At 42.7% G+C, this 15,263-nt stretch carries 19 protein-coding genes; 13 read left to right on the forward strand and 6 right to left on the reverse strand.

Annotated features, from left to right (window positions below; translation table 11 throughout):
* Positions 1 to 64: 64 nt before the first annotated feature.
* Together DH10bf12_RS05230 and DH10bf12_RS05235 are read left to right on the forward strand one after the other, a co-directional pair.
* Positions 65 to 1,474 (forward strand): FAD-binding oxidoreductase, encoded by a 1,410-nt coding sequence (locus tag DH10bf12_RS05230; protein WP_471737465.1) that lies wholly within the window; start codon positions 65 to 67, stop codon positions 1,472 to 1,474.
* The gene (locus DH10bf12_RS05235; RefSeq protein WP_471737466.1) at positions 1,452 to 2,438 is read left to right on the forward strand and encodes a bile acid:sodium symporter family protein; all 987 of its coding nucleotides are present in this window, start codon (positions 1,452 to 1,454) and stop codon (positions 2,436 to 2,438) included. The genes DH10bf12_RS05230 and DH10bf12_RS05235 overlap by 23 nt, the downstream gene beginning before the upstream one ends.
* A gap of 53 nt (positions 2,439 to 2,491) precedes the next feature.
* Here the strand turns inward: DH10bf12_RS05235 and DH10bf12_RS05240 are convergent, their stop codons facing one another.
* Entirely contained in the window at positions 2,492 to 2,674 is a 183-nt protein-coding gene (locus DH10bf12_RS05240; protein ID WP_471737467.1) for a hypothetical protein, read from the reverse strand.
* Positions 2,675 to 2,696: 22 nt separating this feature from the next.
* Positions 2,697 to 2,912: a hypothetical protein gene (locus DH10bf12_RS05245; RefSeq protein WP_471737468.1), complete on the reverse strand. Its 216-nt coding sequence runs from the start codon at positions 2,910 to 2,912 to the stop codon at positions 2,697 to 2,699.
* Positions 2,913 to 3,099: 187 nt separating this feature from the next.
* Here DH10bf12_RS05245 and DH10bf12_RS05250 point away from each other — a divergent pair, with 187 nt between their 5' ends.
* The gene (locus DH10bf12_RS05250; protein WP_471737469.1) at positions 3,100 to 3,330 is read left to right on the forward strand and encodes a hypothetical protein; all 231 of its coding nucleotides are present in this window, start codon (positions 3,100 to 3,102) and stop codon (positions 3,328 to 3,330) included.
* A 242-nt stretch (positions 3,331 to 3,572) separates the two neighbouring features.
* Positions 3,573 to 4,046 carry a DinB family protein gene (locus DH10bf12_RS05255; protein WP_471737470.1) on the forward strand — a complete coding sequence of 158 codons (474 nt, stop codon included), beginning with the start codon at positions 3,573 to 3,575 and terminating at the stop codon, positions 4,044 to 4,046.
* Positions 4,047 to 4,222: 176 nt separating this feature from the next.
* Here the strand turns inward: DH10bf12_RS05255 and DH10bf12_RS05260 are convergent, their stop codons facing one another.
* Positions 4,223 to 4,372, reverse strand: coding sequence for a hypothetical protein (locus tag DH10bf12_RS05260; RefSeq protein ID WP_471737471.1), 150 nt, complete (start codon positions 4,370 to 4,372; stop codon positions 4,223 to 4,225).
* Positions 4,373 to 4,520: 148 nt separating this feature from the next.
* A complete protein-coding gene (locus tag DH10bf12_RS05265) occupies positions 4,521 to 4,805 on the reverse strand; it encodes a hypothetical protein (protein WP_471737472.1) in 285 nt (94 codons plus the stop codon).
* A gap of 149 nt (positions 4,806 to 4,954) precedes the next feature.
* Here DH10bf12_RS05265 and DH10bf12_RS05270 point away from each other — a divergent pair, with 149 nt between their 5' ends.
* The 3 genes from DH10bf12_RS05270 to DH10bf12_RS05280 all read left to right on the forward strand — a co-directional run bounded on the left by DH10bf12_RS05270 (position 4,955) and on the right by DH10bf12_RS05280 (position 6,243).
* Positions 4,955 to 5,488: a helicase gene (locus DH10bf12_RS05270; RefSeq protein ID WP_471737473.1), complete on the forward strand. Its 534-nt coding sequence runs from the start codon at positions 4,955 to 4,957 to the stop codon at positions 5,486 to 5,488.
* Positions 5,489 to 5,525: 37 nt separating this feature from the next.
* A complete protein-coding gene (locus DH10bf12_RS05275) occupies positions 5,526 to 5,939 on the forward strand; it encodes a GNAT family N-acetyltransferase (RefSeq protein ID WP_471737474.1) in 414 nt (137 codons plus the stop codon).
* 151 nt (positions 5,940 to 6,090) lie between these two features.
* On the forward strand, positions 6,091 to 6,243 hold the full coding sequence (locus DH10bf12_RS05280; RefSeq protein ID WP_471737475.1) for a hypothetical protein: 153 nt from the start codon (positions 6,091 to 6,093) through the stop codon (positions 6,241 to 6,243).
* A gap of 148 nt (positions 6,244 to 6,391) precedes the next feature.
* Here DH10bf12_RS05280 and DH10bf12_RS05285 read toward each other — a convergent pair whose 3' ends face one another.
* The gene (locus DH10bf12_RS05285) at positions 6,392 to 7,234 is read right to left on the reverse strand and encodes an STAS domain-containing protein (protein ID WP_471737476.1); all 843 of its coding nucleotides are present in this window, start codon (positions 7,232 to 7,234) and stop codon (positions 6,392 to 6,394) included.
* 343 nt (positions 7,235 to 7,577) lie between these two features.
* Here DH10bf12_RS05285 and DH10bf12_RS05290 point away from each other — a divergent pair, with 343 nt between their 5' ends.
* The gene (locus tag DH10bf12_RS05290) at positions 7,578 to 8,156 is read left to right on the forward strand and encodes a PepSY domain-containing protein (protein WP_471737477.1); all 579 of its coding nucleotides are present in this window, start codon (positions 7,578 to 7,580) and stop codon (positions 8,154 to 8,156) included.
* A gap of 544 nt (positions 8,157 to 8,700) precedes the next feature.
* On the opposite strand, the gene DH10bf12_RS05295 is transcribed toward DH10bf12_RS05290, so the two are convergent.
* Positions 8,701 to 9,579 (reverse strand): helix-turn-helix transcriptional regulator, encoded by an 879-nt coding sequence (locus DH10bf12_RS05295; protein WP_471737478.1) that lies wholly within the window; start codon positions 9,577 to 9,579, stop codon positions 8,701 to 8,703.
* A 375-nt stretch (positions 9,580 to 9,954) separates the two neighbouring features.
* Between DH10bf12_RS05295 and DH10bf12_RS05300 the strand changes: the two genes are divergently transcribed.
* The 5 genes from DH10bf12_RS05300 to DH10bf12_RS05320 all read left to right on the forward strand — a co-directional run bounded on the left by DH10bf12_RS05300 (position 9,955) and on the right by DH10bf12_RS05320 (position 15,250).
* A complete protein-coding gene (locus DH10bf12_RS05300; protein WP_471737479.1) occupies positions 9,955 to 10,719 on the forward strand; it encodes an ABC transporter ATP-binding protein in 765 nt (254 codons plus the stop codon).
* Complete coding sequence (locus DH10bf12_RS05305; protein ID WP_471737480.1) at positions 10,709 to 12,670, forward strand: FtsX-like permease family protein; 1,962 nt, start codon at positions 10,709 to 10,711, stop codon at positions 12,668 to 12,670. The genes DH10bf12_RS05300 and DH10bf12_RS05305 overlap by 11 nt, the downstream gene beginning before the upstream one ends.
* 144 nt (positions 12,671 to 12,814) lie before the next feature.
* A complete protein-coding gene (locus DH10bf12_RS05310; protein WP_471738193.1) occupies positions 12,815 to 13,645 on the forward strand; it encodes an AraC family transcriptional regulator in 831 nt (276 codons plus the stop codon).
* A gap of 120 nt (positions 13,646 to 13,765) precedes the next feature.
* Positions 13,766 to 14,620 carry a hypothetical protein gene (locus DH10bf12_RS05315; RefSeq protein WP_471737481.1) on the forward strand — a complete coding sequence of 285 codons (855 nt, stop codon included), beginning with the start codon at positions 13,766 to 13,768 and terminating at the stop codon, positions 14,618 to 14,620.
* A gap of 18 nt (positions 14,621 to 14,638) precedes the next feature.
* A complete protein-coding gene (locus DH10bf12_RS05320) occupies positions 14,639 to 15,250 on the forward strand; it encodes a zinc dependent phospholipase C family protein (protein ID WP_471737482.1) in 612 nt (203 codons plus the stop codon).
* Positions 15,251 to 15,263 lie beyond the last annotated feature (13 nt).

Below are 15,263 nucleotides of genomic sequence, written 5' to 3' on the forward strand. Positions count from 1 at the left end.
TTCAGATTATTGCGTATAATGAGACTAAATTGGTTGGACCAATTAGTGTCAGGAGGTACATCTTATGTCAGTTACAGCATTTGTAGAGAGTTTACATGAGTTTTTACAAAAAGACCAGATTTCCGAAAATGAGACTGTAAGAGAACAGCATTCGGTAGATGAGTCTTATCATAAAGGCAGTATTACGCAGGTTGTCGTCTTCCCACGATCGACTGAAGAGACATCACAAATTTTAGCGGCAGCATCAAAGCATGTGATTCCGGTCGTGCCATTTGGTCTTGGCACAAGCCTTGAAGGACACGTTGTCCCAATGCAGGAGTGTGTGACGATTGATTTTACTGAAATGAATGCAGTGCTTGAGGTATCTCCGGATGATCTGATTGTAAAAGTCCAGCCGGGCGTGACACGGAGCCAGTTGAATAAAGAGCTGAAGAAACACGGATTATTCTTCTCAGTGGACCCCGGGGCGGATGCAACACTCGGCGGCATGGCTGCGACAAATGCGAGCGGCACAACATCTGTCAGATACGGAATCATGCGGGATCAGGTGCGTGACCTTGAAGTCGTGCTTGCGAGCGGTGAAGTTATTCACACCGGCTCAAAGGCAGCCAAGTCATCAGCAGGATTGCACTTGAATGGACTCTTCGTCGGTTCTGAAGGCATCTTAGGCTGCATTACAGAGCTTACGCTAAAAGTGTATGGCATTCCTGAATATGAAATGGCAGGACGTGCAACATTTCCTTCCGTTGAAAATGCAGTGCAGGCGGTAGTCAGTCTGCTGCAGTCAGGGATTCCAATTGCACGCGTTGAACTGCTTGATGAGATTTCACTAAAGCAACTGAATCACCATCAGAAAACAGATTACCCTGAGATCCCAACGCTGTTCATGGAGTTCCATGGTAATGAAGCAGGACTCGCACAGGACGTTGATTTTATGAAGGAAATCGTCAGTATGTATTACTGCAAAGCGATTGAATTCGTGGCAGACAACGCTGAACGGAATCGCTTATGGGAAGCACGCCATAACCTCGCATACTCATTTATCCACGGCTATCCTGGCCGCAAAATGATGGTCACGGATGTCTGCGTACCGATCTCTGAACTGGCAGGGGCTGTCCGTCATGCGCAGGAGCAGCTTGGTGAGTTGAATCTCATTGGCGGTGTGACAGGTCACGTTGGAGACGGGAACTTCCACGTCATTCTGATGATTGATCTGGCAGATGAGGAAGAGAAAGCACGAGCAAATACTTTTAATGAAAGTCTTGTAGCATACGGACTCGCGCGCAACGGTACATCAACCGGAGAGCATGGCGTCGGTTACGGCAAGCAGAAATATATGGAGCAGGAATTTGGGGCAGCGCTTGGCGTCATGCAGCAGATCAAGGCTGCGCTTGATCCACAGGGGATTTTAAACCCCGGCAAACTATTACCCGCTAAAGGAGAGAACGCCTATGAACCTGTTATCAAAAGTTAGCACGCTCGCAGGCAAATACTTTGCAGTCTGGGTCGTTTCGGCTGCACTGCTCGCCTTTTTCGTACCAGGCATCTTTTCTCCTTTCGGAAGCTATATCACGATTTTACTTGGAATCGTCATGTTCGGAATGGGGCTTACACTAAAGCCGGTTGATTTTAAAATCGTCGCGAAGCGTCCACTCCCGGTTGTACTTGGCGTGGCAGCTCAGTTTCTTGTTATGCCACTCGTTGCATTTGCGATTGCCTATGCACTGAACCTTCCACCTGAACTGGCAGCGGGGCTTGTGCTTTTAGGATCCGTACCTGGTGGAACAGCATCTAACGTGATGGTGTATCTGGCAAAAGGAAACCTTGCACTGTCCGTTGCGATGACAAGCTTATCAACGCTTTTGGCACCAATCGCAACACCGTTGTTGCTGTTACTGTTAGTCGGACAATGGATGCCGGTAGATGCAGTATCAATGTTCATGTCGATCTTCCAGGTCATCATTATTCCAATCGTACTCGGCTTTTTAATCCAGCGTCTTGCACCTAAAGCAGTGGAAGCGAGTCTTTCTGTGATTCCATTGATCTCTGTTACTGCGATCCTGATCATTGTAGGTGTTGTAACAGGCGCAAACGGACCGAACGTCATCACAGCCGGCTGGATCGTTTTCGCAGCAGTCTTCCTGCACAATGGCTTTGGCTTACTGCTTGGATATCTTGTCGCAATGGTACTTGGTCTGAAAGAAGACGACCGACGTGCAATTTCACTTGAGGTCGGGATGCAGAACTCAGGTCTTGGCGTGGCACTCGCAACCGCACACTTCAGTCCGCTTGCTGCACTGCCAAGCGTCTGGGGCGCAATCTGGCACAATATCTCAGGCCCATTCCTTGCGACGATCTGGTCGAAGAGAGCGGCTGGTAAAGCGAGAAGTCAGGATGAGGCTTATGAGTATGAGACCCGTAGTGTGACGGGTGGGTGAATAAGTGATTGAAAAAAGGAATGAGCGGGGATGTGATCCCGTGCTCATTCCTTTTATGTTGATTTTTCTTTTGAGGGACTTGGCTGAAATAGCCAGGTTAAAAACAAGATAATCAAACCATTACAAAATCTCATAAATAAACTAACCGCAGTAATAGGATGATCAAATAAATCTCCCGGAATAAAATAAGTCATGATAAATCCAATGAGGAAAATAGCTATATATCTGTACTTCATTGTCAGCCTCCTGACATATACCTTAAGTAAACCGCCTGCACTTCACACAATAAGGCGTCGTATGACCTCTCTTAATCGCACCATCACAACCCGAGCAGCGGATATACCGTGATTCCTCCGCATTCACACCGTCCCAGCCCTTTGCCATCAGGCGGCTGAGCAAGCTCATTGATTGAACCTCATACTTAAAGTAGATCCAGATACCAAATGCACAAATGAATAAAACGAGAAGAATCATGGCAGTCACACTCCTTATGAAGTTAGATGAAATGTGTAAAGTTCTTTAGATGATCATATCATACATTTAGTGGAAAAGTTTCCTTATACTGAATGAGGAGTTGTGGTAGGGTAGATAGTATAAATGCTATTAGGAATTGGAGGAGAGTCTCATAGAAATTTTCATTAATATCTGTATGTCCTTAACGATGTTCATGCGTGGCGAACCTAAGGATGAAAAGGTAAACAAAAATATTAAACTGTTACATAAAACAGAATGGTTTCCACCGGTCTATGCTGAAAATGAGGCGTTATTTAAAAACAATGAACATCTGCGGTATGTTGTTGGGTGGGCAAAGGTTGAAAAGTCGTTAAGAAGTGAAAAGCGGACAGATAAGCTGAAGGCAGATATTTTAGAAGCAATGAGCGTGAAATATTAATCAGGTTTTAGTGTAGGTCAGTTAAATTACAAAATAAAAGGGGATAATCATATGTCTATTGGCATTCTTACCTTATTAACAAGCGTTGTGTGGATTATAGTAATTCAGGAGTTTTTGAAACCTGAAAAAAAGCAAAGTAACCGAAAAATCGTTACCTTAACTTCAGCCGGTTCCTTGCTAACTTTCGTTCTGACTATTTCGCTGTTTCAAAACTTAAATTTTTAAATAAAGGAGCAGGTCATTTGATTGATTTATTCTTATATAATTGGCAGGTGCGGGATGACTGGTTTGAATGGTGTAAATCGCTTCCTGAAGAACAGTTTCATGCAGAAAGAACAGGAGGAATGGGCAGCCTGTTTCAGAATTTGGTCCATATTATAGACTGCGAACTTTTATGGATTAACCATCTTGTAAAGGATCCGGTCACTTATGAACCCCGGGAAATGATCAGCACTTTAGAGGATATCATTGACTATTCGGATTTCACTAAAGCCATGACACAGCGCACACTTACAACATGGAACGATGGAATTGAAGATCAAAGCATTCAAATCACCGGCAGGAACGGAAAGGTCCATTCTTTTACATACGAGAAGGTCATCAAACACCTGATCACACACGAGGTTCATCATATTGGTCAGTTATCCGTCTGGGCGAGGGAGATCGGCAGTAAGCCTGTTTCTTCAGATTTGATTGCTCGTAACTATGAGACATAAAAGTGATATTAGACCAATAAACAGAAGAAATGTGAAAAGGATGTAAGAATAAATGGATGGCTGTCTGTACATTGAATTCCGCATAGTTTTCCGTTAAAATGATTATAATAAAAAGAGAAGAGCGGTGAACTCTTCTCTCTTGCAGCCTCTACCGTCAGGGTGGTGGTTGTCACAAATTAATTGCGTTTATGAGAACCACCCTTTTGCTTCCGACGGCGCAGGGTGGTTTTCTTTTCGTCCAGAAAAGCTTTGTGAAAGAGATACGCACTCACTGCGCGCGTAATCCCTTTCAGTACTTCTCGTGTAAACTCAAGAAAAATGTCCATAGTTATCACCCCCCTTCCCAAAAAGGAAAAGGAAAAGGTGACAACCATCCACCCGTACAATGTTAGCTGCCAACATATTCTACCATAAAAAAATCAGTGTATATGTAAGCATCCTGTACTAAAGATTCTACTTAGGTCATTGCATTCATCATGGCTGTTGAAACCCATACATACCCACAAAAGAAAGCGTCAGATTAGCCCCAATCAGCACTACACTTCCAGCCAGCAGCAATATTCTGTACCTGTCCCTTTTTCCAAAGATCGCGCAGAACAATGCAAGTGCTCCATAGAGGTTAAACAGCAAAATAAAAGCGGCACCTGATGTACCAAATGTCAGCGCTGCAATCATCTCGCCTTTGTTTGCTAAAGAGATGATATTACTAAATCCCAGTATAGAAAATATTAATGATAAGGTCGAAAGAATGCTTCGCATGATCATCCTCCTGGTCAATAAGTATGATATAAACTGTAACATACATCTACGTTATTCATTTAAAGAAAAAAATAAATTCCGTCTCTCGAAACAGTTCAACTCATGGTATTATGTGGATAGAAACAGCTTAGTATAGATGGAGGTTACATATGACAAGGAAAGCTTATGGAATATACCCTGACTGTCCATTTATAAAGAAGACTGTAGAAGTCGGTGGCATGACGAAGTATGAATTGATGCAGCAGCTGCATATAGCCTCCATTCATTTAAATGAATACGCTGAAAAACTGCTGCTGGATGAAAGCTTTCTGATCTCTGAAACCGCATATTCTTTGGACGTAATAGAGGTAGCAGTGCATGCACTCGACCTTCAAAAAGGTGCTGTCTCAGCAGATTTGTTCAAGAGAGCAGAGGAGCTCGGATTAAGTCTCTGTCCTGTGGAACTGGGTCCATTTTTAAGGCTCGCATACACAGATCAGACTGAGCAGATCTCCACGGTGAAAAACGAGGCGCCCACTGGAGCAGTTACGATTGCGTCAACTCCACTGTATAACATTGATGATTTTCCAAAAGGCTTTTACTTAAGACGAATTGAAGGTGAGATTTGGCTGAGAGGATACACAGCAGATGCCTTACATGTCTGGAATCCTCAGGATGTTTTTGTTTTCTGTATAAAGGGTTAAGCGTTTACAGGTGAACAATCATATAGGAGGGAATCGTTTGGAGTGGTCAAAAAAGCATTACATTGTGAGCGATGATATTGAGTTGTTGGATGTTGAGCGCATTTATCAAATGCTTGTCAATACATACTGGGCTTCAAACAGAACGAGAAAAATAATTGAGCAAAGTATCGGGCATTCGATTTCTTTTGGGATGTATGAAGAGGGAAAACAAATCGGCTTTGCGAGAGTGGTCACAGACCGCACCGTTTTTTCATGGATCATGGACGTTGTCATTGATGCTGACTATAGAGGAAATGGCCTTGGACAATGGCTGGTGGAATGCGTACTTGAACATCCGGATATTAAATACACAGCGATTGCACTGGCTACATCAGATGCACAGGATTTTTACAGGAAGTTTAAGTTCAGGAAAAATGAGTGTATGACGAGGCCTGTGGTGGAGCGGGAGTAATCAATAATCATTCTATTATTTAATATCTGAAAATAATGAATATTTAATAAAAATAAGATGTTTCCGGACAATGTCTGATATAGGGAGATTTCTTTTTCGGTAGTACGCGCTTTCTCATATAAAAAATTTTAAGAAAAAGGTGGCGTTCTCCATGACCCTGGCGAATAAAAAGTATAGGCAAATGAAGGCGCAGGAAAAGTACAGACGGACGAAAAACAAATATCAAAACAACGCAACAAAATTAGAAGTCTATCTGGTTGTGATTGTTTTGTTTCTTATTGCTGTTTTTAATAAAGTCCTATAAGAATCTATTGTAACGACAGCTTTAAGATACTTTGTAGTAATTTCTCTGTATCCCCAGATTGTTTTTGGATTGGCTGGAGATAGGGCCAGGTTACATTATGGTAAGAAGCAAAAGACCCGGAGATCTGTACGATCTCCGGGTCTTTGTGTTATTGGCCGCTGAATTCTTCAGCTTTCATTGCCTGAGCCAGTGTACTGTATATTTCAATATCCTTAAAGTTTAAACCTAACTGAACAGCGGTCTGGGCAATTTGAGGACTGATCCCTGACATGGCTGTCTGGACACCAATCAGTCTCAATCCGCTGATTAATTGAAAAATCTGTTGAGCGACCATGGTATCAATAATAGGAACGCCCGATACGTCAATGAATAACTTTTTCAATTGCTGATTAGCACTTTGAGTCAGAGTTTGTCCAAAGACAACCTGTGCTCTATGGGTATTAATTTCTCCTACTAACGGAAGGAAGCCAATATCTTTTGTGAGTGATATTACAGGTGCGCTCATTTCAATGATCATTTCCTGCTGAGCATGCAGTCTTCTTTCAGCAACCCTGGAGTGTTGTAGAGTGAATTCAAGGATGATCTGATTGATGGACTCAACAATCAGGTTTGTCCAGCTCATCATTTCCTGGTATGTTACTTCTTCAGGCGTATGATGCACAAAGTTTTCTATTAACTTAAGATATTGTTGCTGAGTTCTGAAAAACTCCTGAATGATGTCTTCAAGCGCTGTCGTCTGGTGCGCCTCGTCTCCGGCAATGCTTTCAATCCAATCTTGAAAGCTCGCTATATAGTCTTCACTATCAGGATGGAAAATCTTGCAGAAACGCAGGTGGAAAGCTCTGTTCTGATCTTTAATCTTCTGGATCGCCTCAGGGTTAGTCGATCCATAAACGCCACCTTTATTCTTATCCAATGATTCATACCACTCATCAGTTAACGCTTCTGCTTTATCACATAGATAATTATGCAATTCTTGATCTCTCAGCATGTTTTGGTTCCTCTCCACTATGTCATTGATTCAATCTATAATATTGGTTTATATTCCCTTTTCCGACAGAATGAAACCAGGTGTTGGATTCCTTTCTTCAATCAATATTGAGTATCCCTCCAGGTCACGATGCGTAAATGCAATCTCGTGTGACAATGACTTCGAAAAGAGCTCCATTGTATATTTTACCACTTAAATGCATTACAGGAGCATAATTACTTATAGATTGAAAACATATGTTTTACATTCTCATCAATTTCTAATCTTCCTCAAGCCTTCCTCTCATCTTGCCTGGCTAATATAAGGGTAAGAAACAAACACAAATTATCAGGAGGCGTTATAAATGAAGAAGGTAGTTGTAGGAACAGTAGCGAGTGCAGTGATTTTAGGTGGAGCAATTGGTGCAGGTGCGATGACAGACGGATTTAAAACATTTGGATCAGTTAATCCAGCACCATCTGAGCCATCTGAGCTGATCAGTGTGGAAGAAGCAAAGGAAAAAGCACTGGCAGAATATGATGGTGTGGTAGAGAGCATTGAGCTTGAGAAAAAGCGTGACGGTTATGTATATGACATTGATGTTGATAATGGGGACATGGATTACGACCTTGACATGGATGCGTCAAATGGTGAGATTTTAAGAGTTGAAGAAGAACGTGATGACGACGATGACAGCGACGACAATGTAATATCGACTAACTCAGACGGAACAGCAGGCAGTACAAGTGAAGACTATATTTCTCAGGAAGAAGCGGTAGAGATTGCACTGGCTGAAGTGGAAGGGACACTTGAAAGCGTTGAGCTGGACGACGATGATGGAAGAGCCGTTTATGAAGTAGAGATTAATACTGGATCAGGCGATGACGCTGAGTTTGATATTGATGCAGTGACAGGTGAGATTCTGGAAATGGATATGGACTAATAGAGTAGAGAAGCCGGCCTTGGCCGGCTTTTTTGTATTGTGTGCCGGGGGAAGGATGGTGATGGTGAAGGGAACGAGAGTGTAGTTGATGGAATGATCGGCAATATTGAAGGATATCCCGGTAAAGTTGAATGAAAAAGTGTGATCTGGAGGTAAATGAAGGAATCATTATTAACATTGATAGAATCATTTTCGATATTGATGCAATGATTTCAGCTCTGAGCGAAAAAGTGTGTAAATTGAAGGGAATCCTTTTTGCATGGTCGGGCCCCCTGGATCCGGGACGTAGTGATCCATCCGGGAACTTATCGCAATCCAGGCGCAGGATGTATCAATCAGTGAGCTCAAATGTTACTTTCATCTGAGTTGAAGTGCTGTTCCCACTTGATGCCCTTGAGAAACTAAAGGCTTGTTACCTAAGGGCATGCAGGGCAGCAAACCGAAGATAGATTAAATTCAAACTGGGATCATAAAGGAAAGTGATATCCTTAGCCTTATAATAGCGGGTGCAGGATATCACTTTGTTAAGTCCGCTTAAGAAATATCACTCTTCAAAAGCGAGGTTCACCGGCTCATTCCGTATAACGAAATCCGTCTCAAGATTCGTAGTGGGTGTTTTTTCATCGACTTCTTCAAACGTCACAGCATCTGCCCAAATGCACCCATTACCTGAGAGAATCATTCCAAAGGAAATGGTCGCGCTGTTTTCAGGTATATCCAGCACAATCGTATAATGATTCCAGTTCGACGTACCCTGAAGCGGACGGTCACTCATATTATCGAATTGCAGTACTTCCTCAGAAGCACTGTCTACCCGCATCCATATAGAAGCCATATGCTGTACATCCTCTGTCTTTAAAAAAGCAGACAGCTTCATTCTTTTTCCTTTATAGTTGTCAGCCTTAAACTGCTGCATCATCGTCGCAAATTCACCTTCCGCAGGGTTTACCGTCTTGGACTTTAAGTAACCGGATTGCTTACCCTGATGAACGATCTCCGTATCTGCACCCATTTCATAATTAAAGGGGTGACTCCCACTTAAAAACCAGCCTCTTAACTTTTCTTCCATTTCAAATTCCTCCTTTTGATTGACCAATCTCATCATCTGCTTCCGGTACTGCCCTGGTGGGAATCCATAAACTTTTTTGAACGCACGTGTAAATACTTCCTGAGAATCAAAACAATAATGGAAAGCAATATCGATGATCCGTGCATCAGTATGAATGAGTGCGACTGCTGCATTTGTGATTCTTCTTATCCGTATATACTCAGAAAAAGACATACCGACTGAAGCCTGGAACAGCCTGTGAAAATGATAGCGTGAGAACCCTGCATAAGCGGCAATGTCTTCTGCTGATATTTCTTCGTGTAAATGCTCCTCAATCCAATGAATCGTCTTTTGAATGATCGCTTCGTTTGTCACGTCGTCACCTGCCTTGATTAAATCATAGCAGAAGGATATGAGGCGTTTTTGACTTTTTTTGCTAAGTATATGGGGGTGTGCGGGGGCTGAATTGTCGGGATGTTTCCTGAAGTTGCAGCAATCCATCCGAAAGTTGTATCGATCCACCCGGCAGCTTGTACCATTCCAAGCGCAGGATGTACTCATCACTTGGGAGTTTGCACCATTCCGCGCGCCGGGATGTAGTACCACCAATCGGGTGTTCTGTCTCTCCAACAACCATGTCCACAAAAAATACACACCCTCCATATTTTTCCGTAGATCTAATTGCTTTCAATGCTTCCATATGGATATTCTATCCATATAAGACTTTTCGAAATGACCAGGGGGTGCACGATGCCAATTTTAGAGGTGAGCAAGATTGTAAAAGTGTATGGGGACTCAGGTAAGGAGCATTCAACTACTGCTTTAAAAGAAATTGATTTGTCTATTAATCAAGGAGAATTCATCGCAATTATGGGTCCTTCAGGGAGTGGGAAGTCCACTTTGCTGAATATCCTTTCTGGCATGGATCAGCCGACAAGCGGTGAAGTGACAATTAAAGGTGAGAAGATCAATGAGATGAAAGGTGATCAGCTCGCTTTGTTCAGGCGCAGGGAGCTGGGGTTTATTTTTCAGCATTTTAACCTGCTGGACAGCCTGACGGTTAAGGAAAACATGATTCTCCCAATGGTGCTTGAAGGGAAATCAACTGATGAAATGGATAAAAGAGCAGACTATTTATCAGACTTGTTCGGGATTCAATCGGTATTGAATCAATATCCTTATCACATCTCAGGCGGTCAGCAGCAGCGGACTGCGGTGAGCAGGGCGCTGGTGAATGAGCCGGGGATTATATTAGCAGATGAGCCCACCGGTAATCTGGACTCTTCTTCATCAGCTGCGATTATGGAGTGCTTTGAAAAGGTAGTGGAGGAACTTTCAACAACTGTGATTCTAGTGACGCATGATGTATTTGCTGCAAGTTACGCGGACCAGGTGATCTTCTTAAGAGATAGGGTTATCCACTCTTCCATCACGAAAAATGACAGCCGGGAGTCATTTCTAAAACAGATCATTGATCATCAAAGAACATTTGGAGGAGCGAGTCATGTCTTTTAACCAAATGGTTCGTAAAATGATCAGGCATGATGTTAGAAAATACATATTTTATTTTGTCTGCAACAGTATGGCTGTGATGCTGTTTTTCCTGTTTGCCACGTTATTTTACAATGATGCTGTCGTGACAGCGAACACAACAGAGTTAATCCGGGATGCGCTGACCATTCCTGGTGTTGCGCTAATCGTCTTTACCATCTTTTTTATCAGTCACGCTCACCAACTTTTTATTAAAAGCAGAAAGCGCGAATTCGGTTTGTTCAGGACACTGGGTATGACAAACCGTGATGTTGTCAGGCTGCTGATGATAGAAAACGGATTAATTGCGTGTCTTTCAATCATCACTGGCTTGCTGACAGGTATGGTGTTCTCCCGTTTATTCTTTTCAGCTTTATCCACCATAATGAATTTTCAAACGATCTCTCATGGGCTTAACACTCAGATGTTTACAGCGACGATTTTTGTCTACCTGCTTATATTTACTATAGCGGTAGGGAGAACGCTTTACATGATTCTGACACAGAATCTGATTCTAACCCTGAAGAGTGACAGAGTCGGGGAAGTTGTGAAGCTGAACAGTCCACTGCTTGGGGGGATCGGGGCAGGTCTGATTCTGCTTTCTGTAGTGGGTCTGTATCTGACCTCTTCAAATAGAGGAAATCAGGGCGGTGAACTTCTTCTCCTCTGGATGACACTTACAATGATCGGACTGTACTTCAGCATTAATCAGCTCTCCAGCTTATTAGTACAAATGGTCAAAAAGAATAAAGGGCTGTATTACAAAAATCTATTGCCTTTAACCAGCCTGAACCATAAATTTAAGCAGCTGACTTCCACGCTCATGCTGATCAGTGTGATGGTTATGATAACAGTTTTATATAGCACGATTATTTTATTCACCTACCTTGATGCTGCTCGTCAGATTGAGGAGCGTAACCCCTATGACCTGGCATATTTACAAACAGAAGAGAAAAATAATCTGGCGGAAGAACAGCTTTACCGCATTGTTGGCCAGGAAGAGAATCCGGTACAGACGCATGATAAACTGCGGGTTTTTACATTTTTTCAGGAGAATATAGATGCGGGATGGACTGACACTTTTCATCTTGTGGATGTACAGAACTTCAATCAGTTAACTGGACACTCACTTGGTCTTGATAACGGTGTGTATATTTATCACCCAAACCAGACTGCAGCAGATCCTGACGCAGAATATCAATTTCAGTTCGAATTTAAAGAGGAAGAACCCGCTCAATCCTATACACAAGCTGATGCACTTGTGGAAGACACGCTTAACTATCTGGGTGGAGAATTGATTCTCGTGAATGAAGAGGATTTCCGTTCACTGCAGATGCATTTGAATGGCTTTGAAGCGACAATGAACTTTATCAACGTGGCCGACTGGAAAGGAGCTTTTGAAGTCACTGAAAAGCTTGGAACTGCATTTATGGAACAGAATCAATTGACTCCGCCTGTCACCTCTGAATCTGTTGGGGATGTTTCAGAGGAACGATTGTTTCAAGTTGATTCAAAAATGGAGGATGCTGCGATCATCCGGCAGACAGATGGATTGACCTTCTTTGTTATCTCCTTTCTAAGCGTGCTGTTTTTCATTGGATCATTTGTGATTCTTTACTTGAATTTATTCTCGAGTATTGAAAAAGAACAGCTCAGATTCAGTAATCTTTACCGGATTGGCGTTACTATATCAGAAATCAAAAAAGCGATCTCAAAAGAGCTGATTCCAGTCTTTTTTATACCTGCACTCGCAGGTATTCTTTTGGCGTTGCTATATATAATTGCGATGGCCGCTGATATTGGAGGGGTTCTGCAAAACCCGGGCGTGCTGGCTAATTTTTCAGTGAATGCAGGCGTTTATATTGTGCTGCAGATCGGGTTTTACCTGTATTCGAAGCAGAGAATTGTGGCTGCGGTGGTGAAAAGACTTGGGTGAAAGGAAATCATAGTTTTAAATGAATCATACAAATAACATCCGGCACAGATTGTCGGATCACATCCTTTGGAAGCTGTTAACCTTTTCTACCAGGAGGTCATGAGAATGGATACACTAAAACTTTTTAACGAAGCTATCAGCTAAATTGAAGAAAACCTGACAGGCGAGATTGACATAAAAGAGGTTGTCAGGCGGGCGGGGAGTTCTGAATATCACTTCCGGAGAATGTTTTCATTTCTGGCGGGTGTTTCTTTATCCGAATATATTCGCTTCAGAAGACTGACGCTCGCAGTTTCTGACATGCAGGATCACCGGGTGGTTGATCTTGCGGTAAAGTACGGCTATCAATCCGCGGATGCATTTTCAAGAGCATTCCAGAGTTATCATGGCGTTACGCTTGCAGAGGCCAAGACGACAAACAAGCCTCTGAAATCATTCTCTCCAATGACCTTCCAGCTGACGATCAGAGGAGGAGAAAATATGAATGTACGCATTGTGGAAAAAGACGCTTTTCGTATGATTGGTTTGAAGAAGAGAGTCCCGATCATTTTTAACGGAGTAAATCCGGAGATTGAAAAAATGTGGCACAGCCTGACTCCAGAAAATATTCAGGAGTTGAAGCACTTATCAAATATTGAACCTGCAGGAATGATCAGCGCCTCGGTAAACTTTTCTGAGGACAGAATGGAAGAAAAGGGTGAACTGGATCATTATATCGGTGTTGCATCCACTGAAAGTTGCCCCGAACGCTTCGACTGCCTGGAGGTTCAGGCTACAACATGGGCAGTATTTGAAGCGACAGGTAAGTTCCCCGACACGCTGCAAAATGTGTGGGGCAGAATCTACTCAGAGTGGTTTCCAACCAACCCATTCGAACAGGCGGAAGGGCCTGAAATTCTCTGGAACGAGCAGTCGGATACAACAGTGCCGGATTTCAGAAGTGAGATTTGGATTCCTGTGAAAAAGAAATCATGATTGAATCAGACCTGGCCAATTTGGTCAGGTCTGTTTTTTGGAAAAGTGTAGAAATTTGGAAGGGATTTGAGGTGGGGAGTAGAAGGTTATAAGAATGAAATATTTGAAAGGGATGACAACATGAAGATTATCGATACGGCGTCTCTTTTTGTCCGTGACTATGAACCGACGATTGCATACCTGGATAACTTTTATGCACGACATGCAGATGAGTATGCACACTATTTTGAACGGCATTGTCTGAATCCTGAAGAGAAAAAGAAGAAAGCAATACATAAGCACCCTGAGAAGTTGAAAGACATTCTGCCAATGCGCAATCTGTTTTTTGAAGAGATTCCCCGGATCACTGGTGCTTATGAAGAGATGTTCCAAGTGACGTTTACACAGGACGTGCACTTATTTGTAGGTCTTTATGGCAGCAATGCATTTACATATAGACAGTACAATCCGGAAGTCGGCTTTTGCCTTGAGAAGCTTCCTTATAATCGAAAACATATTCAGCTGATTACTGCCCATGAGTTCGGTCATGCCACGCATCACATTTATAACGATACGCATGGAACGGACTGGGAGAAGGTTGACTGGCTAAGTCCACTTACCTGGCTTTTACAGGAGGGGATCGCGACCTACCTTTCGATACAGCTGGTTGAAGCTGATTTTGATGAGTATTTTGCTTATGAAGAGGATAAGGAATGGATTCAGTTTGTATTGGAAAATGAAACGCAGATTGCGAAGCGGCTGATGGAAGATATAAATCATCAAACGGACAATAACATCATTTTCAAAGAGTGGTTTTCAATCAATGGCGGCAGTTATTTCACCTATACGCGCCTTGCTTATTACATAGGATATAAGATTGTAGAGCGACTGGCAGCGCAATATAGCATGGAAGAGATATTTACGTTTTGGGTGAAGGATGGATTTCAGAAAGAGATGAAGGATCGCCTTGCAGAGTTGGCTAAAGCTGTTGATTGAATGGAAGGAGGTACACACATGGGTTCAAGAATCATGCACTTAGTGATCGCAAACAGAATTGCTGAAGAGCTTTCTATCAAAGACAAGGTCTCCTTCCTATTGGGAGGTATTGCCCCGGACGCTGTTTCACCAAAAGATCTTTCTCACTTTTATAAAGGCAGTGAAGCCGATTATTCCAGAGCGATTGACTATCAGGGCTTTCTGAAGAAGTACCACTCAGAAAAAGATAAGCCTTTTATACAGGGGTACTACACCCACCTGCTGGCAGATGATATCTGGTTAACAGGCTTCTATCTTCCTTGGCTGAGAAACAGAATGCAGGCTGATCAGAATACATTCAGCCGCTATCATCAGGATTTTAGATTCCTTAATGCTAAGTTGTTGGAGCATTATGGGTTTGCTCAGGATTTAAAAGATGTTTTAGTACAGCCTTATCATGTGAAAGAAATTAAGGAAGTCACGGCAAAAGAGGTCTCTGATTTTATCCCTTATGTAATTGGAGATATGCAGTACGAACAAAGCGATGTGGATCAACCACTGGTGGTTTTTACATTAGAACAGATCATTGGGTATGTGGAAACGTCGGTTGAACGTGGTGTCGCCCGCCTCCGCGAAATCAATGAGTTATAAGTGTAAGTTGTAA

The sequence above is a fragment of the Jeotgalibacillus sp. 10bf12 genome, assembly GCF_055597105.1.